General features: G+C 46.7%; 6 protein-coding genes and 1 pseudogene. 6 read left to right on the forward strand and 1 reads right to left on the reverse strand.

What is annotated here, in order from left to right:
• The first annotated feature begins 23 nt into the window (after positions 1-23).
• From EV294_RS02310 to EV294_RS02335, 6 genes and pseudogenes are all read left to right on the forward strand, one after another.
• Positions 24-3,773 carry an S-layer homology domain-containing protein gene (locus EV294_RS02310; protein ID WP_132303406.1) on the forward strand — a complete coding sequence of 1,250 codons (3,750 nt, stop codon included), beginning with the start codon at positions 24-26 and terminating at the stop codon, positions 3,771-3,773.
• A gap of 190 nt (positions 3,774-3,963) precedes the next feature.
• Entirely contained in the window at positions 3,964-4,446 is a 483-nt protein-coding gene (locus EV294_RS02315) for a DUF2975 domain-containing protein (protein WP_132303407.1), read from the forward strand.
• A gap of 55 nt (positions 4,447-4,501) precedes the next feature.
• Positions 4,502-4,987, forward strand: a pseudogene (locus tag EV294_RS02320) (serine hydrolase domain-containing protein); the annotation flags it as partial.
• Positions 4,988-5,151: 164 nt separating this feature from the next.
• Entirely contained in the window at positions 5,152-5,607 is a 456-nt protein-coding gene (locus EV294_RS02325) for a DinB family protein (protein ID WP_132303408.1), read from the forward strand.
• Positions 5,608-6,056: 449 nt separating this feature from the next.
• Positions 6,057-7,103: a LacI family DNA-binding transcriptional regulator gene (locus tag EV294_RS02330; protein ID WP_132303409.1), complete on the forward strand. Its 1,047-nt coding sequence runs from the start codon at positions 6,057-6,059 to the stop codon at positions 7,101-7,103.
• Between the two features lie 267 nt (positions 7,104-7,370).
• Entirely contained in the window at positions 7,371-9,803 is a 2,433-nt protein-coding gene (locus EV294_RS02335) for a hypothetical protein (protein ID WP_132303410.1), read from the forward strand.
• Positions 9,804-9,855: 52 nt separating this feature from the next.
• Here the strand turns inward: EV294_RS02335 and EV294_RS02340 are convergent, their stop codons facing one another.
• Positions 9,856-10,755, reverse strand: coding sequence for an AraC family transcriptional regulator (locus EV294_RS02340; protein ID WP_132303411.1), 900 nt, complete (start codon positions 10,753-10,755; stop codon positions 9,856-9,858).
• Positions 10,756-10,971 lie beyond the last annotated feature (216 nt).

Genomic DNA, 10,971 nt, shown 5'->3' on the forward strand with positions numbered 1-10,971 from the left:
AAGTAGAGGGAGGCTGTCGGGTTTTGTTCAATCGTAGATGGTTGGTATTGTTGCTTGTTGTGGTTATCCTCATGAGTTCGGCAACGTTGTATGGGGGAGGTCGCAAAGTGTATGCTGCGTTCTCCGGTGAAGGAGATGGAACTACTGGGAATCCTTATATTATCTCAAGCATCGAACAATTAAAAGAAATAAGTGACGATCTGGATGCGGCCTATCGGTTAGGCACGGATCTCGATTTATCCGGGGAGAACTGGGAGCCGATCGGGAGTTGGTCGCCGAACGAGCCTTTCACCGGCGTGTTCGATGGAGACGGACACACGATTTCGAATTTGACGATAGACACGGGCGGGGCTGGCACAAATGATCTCGGATTGTTCGGTTACGCTTCCAATGCCGACATTCGAAATGTCGGGTTGGTTAACGTAAATATCGATTCTTACACCGGCGATTATATCGGCGGGTTGATTGGATATAACGAAGGTTCTCTAATCGAATATGTATACGTAACCGGAACCATCAAAGGCGATGAGATGTTGGGTGGTTTGACCGGGTATTCGTCCGGGATGCCCGGTGATGCTATACGTTATGCTTACTCTTCTGCCAAAGTAACCGGATCAGCTGACGTCGGTGGATTAAACGGCAAGATGGAGGGATATTTGTCAGTCGAAAAAAGCTACTATAATTCAACCTTGACCAGCACTTCGGCAGGAGGACAGGCTCTAACCGAAGCGGACATGAAGAGACGCGCCAGCTTTACAGACTGGTACTTCACCAGCGGGGCTGGAGACGATAGCGAATGGGGAATATTCGAAGGATTGACCTACCCTATGCTTCGCACGACGTTCGATCGAATTACTTTGGATACGCTCAAGGTTACGGCAGGATCTGATCGGGATAACGGCGATCCGGTGGTGCTCGAGCCGTCTTTCGCTAGTGATCAATTATTTTATTCGGGCAATGTACCAAATGGAGTAGATCAAGTGACCGTATACGTGGACGCGCAAGGGAGCGTGTCTTCGATCAACAACGGAACCGCGTTGGAAACGATTGATTTGGACGAAGGAGATAACCTAATCCCTATTAAGGTTACAAGCACCGGCGCGGCGGTTCCGACTTCTTGCGTGGAGCCTTGTTCGTTACCTGATGCTTATGAGTTGACATATACGCTTCAAATCAACCGAGCAATCCGCCCGCAGCAAGCTGATTTACAGATGCAGGTTGCCGTGAACGATGCAACTCCAACTGTGGGAGATCTAATTGTCTTTACAGCGAATTTAACAAATGCCGGCCCTGATGATGCGACAAATGTAAAAGTGAATGCTATGCTTCCCGAAGGTGTAACCTTCGTATCCGCTGCGCCTTCACAGGGCTCGTATGATCCGAGTATAGGGGACTGGAGAGTAGGGACCGTTTCGCCAGGTAGCTATACACTTCAAATTACGGGTAGAGTCGATGCCCTTCCGCGTACATTCACTGCCACGGTCTCTGCGGAACAAGACGACTTGAACATGGATAATAACGCGGCTTCTATTACCCTATTACCTGAGCAAGCTGATTTAGGATTAATACTAACAGGGCCTGCAGCACCCAATGTAGGCGATACGATAACCTATTCAGCCGCTTTATCAAATGCCGGCCCTGATGATGCTTCAAATGTATCAGTCAGCGCAATGCTTCCGGCAGGTGTAACCTTTGATTCAGCTGCTCCTTCCCAAGGCACCTACAATCCGAGTACAGGGGTATGGTCAATCGGGGCCGTTCAGGCAGGACAGTCAGCTTCACTGACGATTACTGCAGTCATCTCTTCACCTGATCCAAGCACGTATACTATGACGGTGTTGCATTCTGATCAACCAGACCCTGCTTCAGCTAATAACTCTACGTCTAGAACGATCACACCACAGCAAGCCGACTTGGAAGTGGAATTAATAGTAGATGAATCAACTCCTACATTGGGGAGTATGGTTACTTATACAACAACATTAACGAATAAAGGGCCTAATGCCGCAACACATGCAGCAGTCAGCGGCCTGCTTCCGGCAGGTGTGACCTTGGTTTCCGCTGTACCGTCACAAGGCACATATGATCCGAGTACCGGAGTATGGACGGTCGGAACAGTCGCTGCGGAAGCTACGCTTACCATTACTGCTGCAGTAACCTCGCTGGACTCAAGCTCGTTCAGTATGAATGTTATCCAATCCGATCAACATGACCCTGATCTGTCCAGCAACTACGTGCTATGTACAATTAACCCAGTACCGGTTCCTGCAATTACCGACATAACCGCAGCCCCATCAAGCTTTGCAAGCACTGGGGGGATCACTACGGTGTCTCTGGCGGGAATCAATCTTACAGGTAAGACTGTGGAGGTTTATCTGGACGGAAAGATGGCGGCCACAGCCATTGTAGACAGTCCTACTAGTGCAACAGCAACCGTCACGATTCCACGGAACACGACGACAAGCGCGCAAACTCATACCTTGACCGTTTATTTGAACGGCGCGGCAGCTCCAGACCAATCTGCATCCATCACGGTAATCGGTTTATCTAGCGGCAGTAGTGCAACACCTGTCCATACGATTCCGGTCATTGACCAGAATGGCATCGCGCTCGATCCGGCTACTATCGATACATCGAAGCCGTTCGTTACGCTTGATGTAACGCCTAAGGGCGGTATGGCGTATGTCAGCATTCCGGCGAGTGTTTTATCCAGTATTGCGGGCAAAAATTCAACTTTTTTTATCGAGATCAAGACGCCTTATGGCAGCTACCAAGTACCGGTTAATCTAGCTTCGTTGGTGCCAGGGCTGAAGGATTTGCTTGCTCAGAACAATCTCCATGCCGAGGATATCGGCTTTAAGATTACTTTGACCGATAAGTCGGGCGACAAGGACATTCAAGCGGCGTTTGCAGGCGGCTTACCTAATGGTACAGCGATAGGCTCGATTGTAGATTTCAGCATTGAGATCATCAATGGCAAGACTGGTCAAAGCATTGGAACGGCAGATCAGTTCAACCAGGCCCTTACGAGAATCATACCGATGCCAAAGAATATGAAGGTCATCCCGGAGCAATGGGGTGCGTTCCGCTTTAACGAAGCAACGAAAAAGTTCGAGTTCGTCGCAGCGAAGAAGGTACTGATCGATAACGTTTGGTATGTCATGATTAACTCTTACTCTAATAGCGTGTACGTTGTCGCGCAAAATCCGGTGAGCTTTACCGATGTGCAGCAGCACTGGAGCCAGCAGGAGGTTGAGCTTGCTGCAACCAAAGGACTCGTTAATGGCATGGGCGGCAGAAAGTATAATCCTAATAAGCCAGTATCAAGGGCAGAATTCACTGCCATGTTAGTCCGGGCATTGGGACGGAGCACGGCTATTGCGGGCTCGGCGTCATATGAGGATGTTCAGGAAGGGTCTTGGTACTTCAATGACGTAGCCAAAGCGAAGAAGCTTGGACTGCTGGACTTTGTGACGGGCAAGAGCTTTAAGCCTGACCAGCCGTTGACTCGTGAGGAAATGACTAGCATGCTGGCGGCGGTTATAGCTCTGGAAAAGCTGCCGACAACGTTGGAGTTTGCCAGCCTGGACGGTTACAAGGATGCAGGCAGCATAAATGCAGCTTACCTCGAGGACGTTCGGACAATCGTTAAGCTTCATATTATGTCAGGCACAAGCGAGCATACATTTAGCCCAAAGGCCGAAACAACACGCGCGCAAGCTGCAGTCGTATTGATCAGGCTATTAAAAGAGCTCGGCTCGATTGATAAATAAGGTCCATGGCCACAAAAAACGATATAAAGCATGGAAAGCCGCAAAAAATGCGGCTTTTTCTTATTTTGCAATACAGTAGTGTTCATTCGTTTATTCAACAAAAAAGAAATTAAAAACAATTATTATTTATTGTAAAACAATAAAAAATGTGTTAATTTCGTTTTATTGATAATATTAGTGAGGTGCTCTTATGAATCGGGGAACAACCCTCTTTTTGAAGATGGCGGTTATTCTCATTGCAATCCCGGTTCTTGCCGTGTGCCTATTTTTGGTGCCTTGGATCGGGAATTTTGCCGGGGAATCGTATCCGGATATTGCTTATATGAAATTTCTTGTTTTCGTCGATATGTATGCGGCAGCAATTCCTTTTTATTTTGCTCTATATCAAGCCTATAAGCTTTTAGGCTATATAGATAAGAAACATGCGTTCTCGGATTTATCGGTAAGGGCTTTAACAAAGATTAAATACTGCGCCGTCACAATCAGTGCTTTGTACTTGCTAGGTATGCCACTCTACTATCTGATGGCAAAGAGGGTTGACCCTCCCAGTTTCCTACCCATGGCTTCAACCATCATTTTCGCCTCTATCGTCATCGCCGTCTTTTCTTCTGTCCTGCAAAGACTATTACAAGAAGCGATTCGCATAAAATCGGAAAACGATTTAACGATCTGAGGTTTTTACAGTTAAATGAACAAGGAGCGATGGCTGCGGCAGCTGCTCCTTGTTTTTTTTGGTATGGGACGAGGCGAAAGGGGGCCGTCATAGTCAGCCTCCGGCGTTCCAGGGCGGCGGTGGCGGTCTAGTCTCAACCGTCGATGACTACCATGCCTACTTCAAGATGCTGCTAAATCACGGGATGCACGAAGGGGAACGAATTTTGTCGAGGCCAGCCGTCGAGCTGATGACGACCAACCGCCTCACGCCAGAGCAACAGGCTGCCAGAAACGCCATGGCCGCCAATAACGTGCATATTTCATTCGGCCAAGGTCAGCACGGCGGTTGGGGCATGGGGATGGCGGTTCGCACCTACCGTGGCGACTACGCGTCTATCGGCCAGTTCGGCTGGGATGGTGGAAGCGGGACTTCGACCTACGCCGACCCGGATAAACAGCTCACCGGGATTTTGCTCACCCAAGTCGGAATGTACACCCCGGATTCGGCGAGGGTTATCCACGACTTCAGGACCACGGTCTACCAGGCGATAGAAGAGTGACTTAGCGTATTAAGAACAAGATGCGGACGGCTATGACAGCGGCATCTTGTTCTTATTACGTTATCGGGCAGAAGGATTGCAAATTGTGGTAGTATGATGGAAACAAGTTTTTTTAAGGGAAATTAGGTTCAAGTCATGGATGAGACGATGAGGGGGAAACCGATATGAAGACAATCAAGCTGATGATGGAACACCTGTACTGGGCGGACGGACGCATCCTGGATGCGCTCGAGGAGAGTAAGACGAAGAACAAGGACCTTTTGAAGCTGGTTCGTCATGTCGCGGTCGCGGAACAAGTCTGGCTCTCCCGGCTGCAGGGCAAGGGCAGCGCGCAATATTCGCTATGGGAGGAGACGGAAGACCTGACGGCGATCCGCACCATGTTCGAACTAAACGCCGAGCAATATCGCGTCTATATCGAAGGGCTTGAGGATTCCCAATTGGACGAGATGGTCGACTATGCCAACCAGAGCGGGGATCCGTTCCGAACGTCCGTCCGGGACATTCTGCTGCAGGTTCTCTTGCACGGGCAATATCACCGGGGACAGATCAACCGGGCACTACGCATCGAATCGGCGGAGCCTGTCCAAGTCGATTACATCACCTTCGCCAGGCTTTAACAAGGTATCATCATTACAGAGTCATTAGCCTTCAACAGGTCGGCAGAACTTTTTCTGTCGACTTTTTTGACTTCATTCATATGCCTCCGCTATTACTTCACCGAATTTGGGACCGAATTACTATCGTTGAGACTGGGGCTGGTATTTATTGTGTCAATTTGCCTTTTCTGATTGAAATCACCTGTCTTGTCATCATATAATGTTCTAAACGTTTAACAATCTCTAAGAGTTTCAGACTGTCGATGCGAGGGGAGCCATTAAAATGACGGATAATCGGTTGGCGAAATAGCGTAATCAGCACATCACCTTGCCTAATGGCGGTTACGGAGATTCGAAATTTGGAAAACATGATCTTATCCGCGGCTGCTTGAAAGGGAATGGCTTGATTGTTAATTCTGTTAATGATATAACAATAGAATAATGTGAAACGTTTAAAAAGGGTGAAGTTCATGGAAAAAATCGGGATTAAAGATATCGCATTGCGAGCGAACGTATCCACGGCAACCGTCTCCTATGTATTGAATGGCACCCGCAATGTAAGGCCCAAGACGAAAGAAAGGGTCTTAAAAGTAATCGAGGAGCTTAATTACAGGCCAAATGATATTGCAAAAAGCCTAAAGAGTAAAAGAACGAATACGATTGGGGTAATCGCTGAGGACGTAACCGTCTTTAACGTACCCGAAATCATCGACGGAATTAACGAATATGCCGAGAAGAACGACATGCATATTCTGCTGACCAACCTCCGGCTTCAAAAAAGAGTGGGGTATGATTACGCGGACACCGATCGTTACCAAAAGCATGCGCAAGAGGCCGTATCGAACCTCTTATCCAAGCAAGTAGAGGGAATCATTTACATAGGCGTGCATCCCCGCGACTTGACGGGGTTGATCAATACGTATAATAAACCTATCGTATATACCTATTGTTACGCGCAAAACGAGTGCTCGATCCAATACAATGATGAACAGGCTTCTTATGATGCAATTAAATATCTGGTTGGAAAGGGACATTCGCGAATTGCGATTATAAGCGGTTTAATGGATTCAATACCATCCAGGCTGCGATTTAATGGATATTACAAAGCATTAACCGAATTTCAATTGCCATTTGACCCTCAGTTTATTAAAGTAGGCGACTGGGGCTTGGACTCAGGCTATCATCTTGCGTCCGAGCTGATGAAGCTGCAGGACCCGCCGACGGCCATTCTTATTATGAATGATCTGATGGCAGCGGGGGCATTGCGGGCTGCGTCTGAGCAAGGGGTGATTATTCCAAGGGATCTCTCTATCGTAGGCTTTGATAATCGGGAATTCAGCGCTTATCTCAGTCCCAGAATCACAACCATGGATCTGCCGTTACACGATATGGGCACATTAGCTATGAAGGCCCTTTATAATCGGATTAACGGAACCAACGAGAAAACGGAAGAAACTCCTTTGTGTAAATTAATCGAGCGGGAATCCGTAGCCGCACCGAGGATGCCCCTTAAATAGGATCTTAGATTTCGGCAAGAGACTGTATCGTTCAAAGCGGTCTCTTTTTTTATTGGGAAAAAGGTAAATCGATTAACATCAGATTTGGATCTTCTTAGTTTTATCACTTTCTTAGTCAGGTGCTATTAAAATAGAGGAAAGAGGGCGAAAGCAGCCGTTATTCATCGTATTTGGCATGGTATATAAAACACTTGCTGGGGCTTATTACGCTATGATAAGATGGTTCTATAATTTAAACGTTTAGATTACAACACTAGGAGTGAGAACTTGAAACTGCTTCGTAATGATACTTTTGAAGTACACTTATCTCCGCAAGGCACGGTAGAGTCTTTATTTCTGACTGGGGATCCGGACAGGATGAACTGGGTTATCGATGCGCAATATGCAAAGGACGCCGGCTACTCAAGTCAGGATAAGCGGTTTGGGCAGTGGAGTGCTGTCATTGATGATGAAAAAATTGAAAGCGTTAACTTACAGCCTCAAATTCATTTCGTGGATGATAAGTCGGCTGCCGTCATTTTTTTGCATAATAAATTTAAAGTCGAGTATGAGTATCTGCTTAATCATAACGGCGAATGGAGATGGAATATCCGTTGTTCGAACCCTACCGATTATTCTATAAAGGTAAATGGATTTCATAGTTGGTTTTCCCTTGCCTACATCATGTTCCGCGATCCGGATGTATTGAAGAACATGAAGCATTCATGTGCTGTGTTTCCTCATTTGGGCGGGGATTTCTCCAAGTTTGCCGCAATGCGCAGAAGCAATGAGGCTCCGCATCTGGCCATCTATAGCACGGGCGAGCGTGTGACCGCTTTTGGGACTTATTGCAGCTACTTAAACCGTTTTTTAGAACAGGTGTCGCCATCTTTGGATGGAATGCTCTATCACCGGTTGTCGTTTGTTGAAGATGGAAGCTCGATGGGTCCGTCTGCAGAGAATGATTGGATCTATGGCGGAGACTACTCCCCACTTACGCTTGAACCTTCGGCAGAAAAAATATGGTCATTCGCGTTTACCCCGTTTCAAGACCAAGAGGACTTTTACGCAAAGGCGCAACAATACGGGCACCCGCATTGGACCTATTCGCATGTGACCACGACGGACGGAAAGTTTTTTGCCGAAGTGAGGCTGCCGGAGAAGGAAGCTCTGCTCTCGGCGAAAATGATCAGCGTCGTGGACGAAGCAGGCACCATACAGGAAACCGACATTACGAATGAATTCAAATTGTTGGTTTCCAACGAAAAATCTAAACGTTTACGTATGGTTATACCGCTGAAGTCAGCGGGAGAGATTAAGCTGGAGGCTGCCTTCGCTAACGGAAAATGCGATGTATTGGTTGGAAACGTGCTTGAACCGATTCATATTCTGCTGGAAAAAAGAGCTGCTTGGCTATGCAGCAACAGCTTTAACGCGGCACCGGAATCCAATCGTCCTTATGCCTTTATGCCTTTATCCAACCAAGGAGAATCGCTTGGTAAATTAACATTCATTCTGATGAAAAATCTTCTCGCTCCCCCGGTAACGAAAGAAGTTCAGGCGGTGGAGGCTTCCGCATTCCTGGATCTAAAACATCATTGGTTTGAGGAAGGGGATTTTAAGATCCCCAAGACGCTTTACGGTTCCTTCTACCGCATTTATGATTTCGATTACATTGGTCACGTCTATTATTTATTATCCAAATGCGATCGGTCCTTATTGTCTCATGCAAATCCGGAAACGTATCTGACGTGGGCTGCCGAAGTCATGTGCATGAGGCTTGATCCGGATGGTCACAGCAATAAACGGGAAAAAGAGGAATCGCAGCTTGTAGGCGTATTTATACTTTATATCGCGGACCTGCTAGAGGATTTGAACAAGAAAGAGATTATGTATTGGCATGATAAACTACATGGGTTATGGATACGATTCGTGGAAGGATTAAAGCTAGGCTCGCAAGGCTATCAAGGAGCCGTGACGGAGCATTTCTACGATAATGCGGGATTTGGTCCTACGTGTGAAGCGCTATGCTTAGCTAAGCTAACGGATGAAGCCGAATTGTATGCGCCTTTGATTATCGCGAACATTGGATTTAGCAACGACTATAGAGCAAATGCTCCGGATCGATGGTGGGAGGCTTTATCCTTTATGACGCATTCGCTATGGGGAGGACTAGTGGCGGGCGCTGCCCGCTCTTCTTACGAAACGCTTGGGGATCCCAAATTACTGGAAGCAGGTTACCGGGCAACTATGGCCGTGTTTAATTGTTACGATTGGAATGTGCATTCGACAATCCGTAAGCTCAAACCCGGAGAGGCAGCCTCTACGTACAGCATTGCAGCTCCAAATTTGAATATGCCCGAATTATCCCGAAACCGCTTTGGGCAATCGATTTTCAAAAAGTCGGGCGACCCCTTGTTCAGCCGTCTTTTTTCCAACATTGAAGGCGACGACTGGGATATGGGCGAAGAGCTCGTTGCCTATATGCTCGGGTTTGGTTCGACAACCTACCTGTATACGGACACCGAAGGAGAAATCAGATGCGTCAATGGCTTTATCGAGCCGGAAGGGAAGGGCTGGAGGATTACGAGTTATGCCGCCTATCCAACCAGGTATGTGATGCTGGAAAAAGGACTTATATTTGTTTCGCAAGCAGGGGAAATCGTTAAGAGTCTATTCTTTATCGATGATCAATTTATAAGTACGGAAATTAGAATTTAACATAAAAAAACGGAAGCTGGATATGCGATAGCCAGCTTCCGTTTTTTTTGTCCTAAGATATTTCAGGCTTTCGGCATTCCTTTTTTCGAAAGTTTGCCGGTGAGTTTCCTTGTTTATTCGTGAAGACGGAAGAGAAATAGGCAGGGTTGCTGAAACCAACCTCATCCGCAATGCGGGCAATGGACCAGTCCGTTTGAATGAGGAGCTTTTTCGCTTGCTCGATTCGGTACTGAAGCAGGTAATCAATGGGAGTTAAGCCATAGACCTTCAACATGCATTTGGCTAAGTAGTTGGGATGGTAGTTAAATTCAGCCTTTAGTACGGGGTTCGTGATCTTGGAGGTATAATTCTGGCGGATATACAATTCAATCTTCTCGGCAAGATGAATGGCGGTTGAATTTGTTGCTAATCCCGAATCGTGATTAATATTTTGCATAAAGGTCTGGAAAGCCGTTTGTTTCCGCCAATTGCGGAGCGAACGCGGATCATTATCCAGGGAATAAAACGCCGTGAGATCATTCATCGATTTGCCGGACAGCTTTAATTTTTTCGGTATAAAGATCGAGCTTAATTCGCAGTGGTGGAGATAGGCTTTCTGTTTATGCTTTTCAAATAACGTCATTTGGTTTTCCAGGCATTCGTTTATGCCTTTCATTTCGTCCCAGGCGCCAAACGTTTGAAAATGAATCCAGGTAATTTCCGTCTCCTCTTCGCAGGAAGCGGTGCCGTAATGATAAGCATCGGGTCTTAATATAATCGCTTCGTCTTTATGTATGGTCCACTCCTTATTATTCTCGCCAATGAACAGCTTCCCCTTGGTGACGATAATGATATCGAATACGTTGATCGCATATCTGCTTACATGCCGTTCTCCCGGCAAAAAAGTATGCTTTCCATTATCTATGAAATAAGGAATAGGCGGAGTTACAAAGTGCATGATTAGCTCGGACATCAGGCATCCCTCACTTTGATCCATTATGATCACGCTTACATTTACATGATAAGCGTTCTCCGGCACTAAATTCAAGCTAATTCTATGGTGAAATTTCATAAACTGCAAAGAAATTTAAACGATTTACTAAAATGAGCCGTCAGATTGTAAAATTTTGCGGCACTCGGGCAAATCAGAAGCTTTTGTATTAAAGCATCACGCTTCCCTACATGATTC

It is taken from the genome of Paenibacillus sp. BK033, assembly GCF_004345425.1.
In the GTDB taxonomy this organism is placed as follows: domain Bacteria; phylum Bacillota; class Bacilli; order Paenibacillales; family Paenibacillaceae; genus Pristimantibacillus.

Coding starts and splice junctions, on each gene's coding strand:
- EV294_RS02315 (WP_132303407.1), top strand. CDS start 3,964: ATGAATCGGGGAACAACCCTCTTTTTGAAGATGGCGGTTATTCTCATT.
- EV294_RS02325 (WP_132303408.1), top strand. CDS start 5,152: ATGAAGACAATCAAGCTGATGATGGAACACCTGTACTGGGCGGACGGA.
- EV294_RS02330 (WP_132303409.1), top strand. CDS start 6,057: ATGGAAAAAATCGGGATTAAAGATATCGCATTGCGAGCGAACGTATCC.
- EV294_RS02340 (WP_132303411.1), bottom strand. CDS start 10,755: ATGTCCGAGCTAATCATGCACTTTGTAACTCCGCCTATTCCTTATTTC.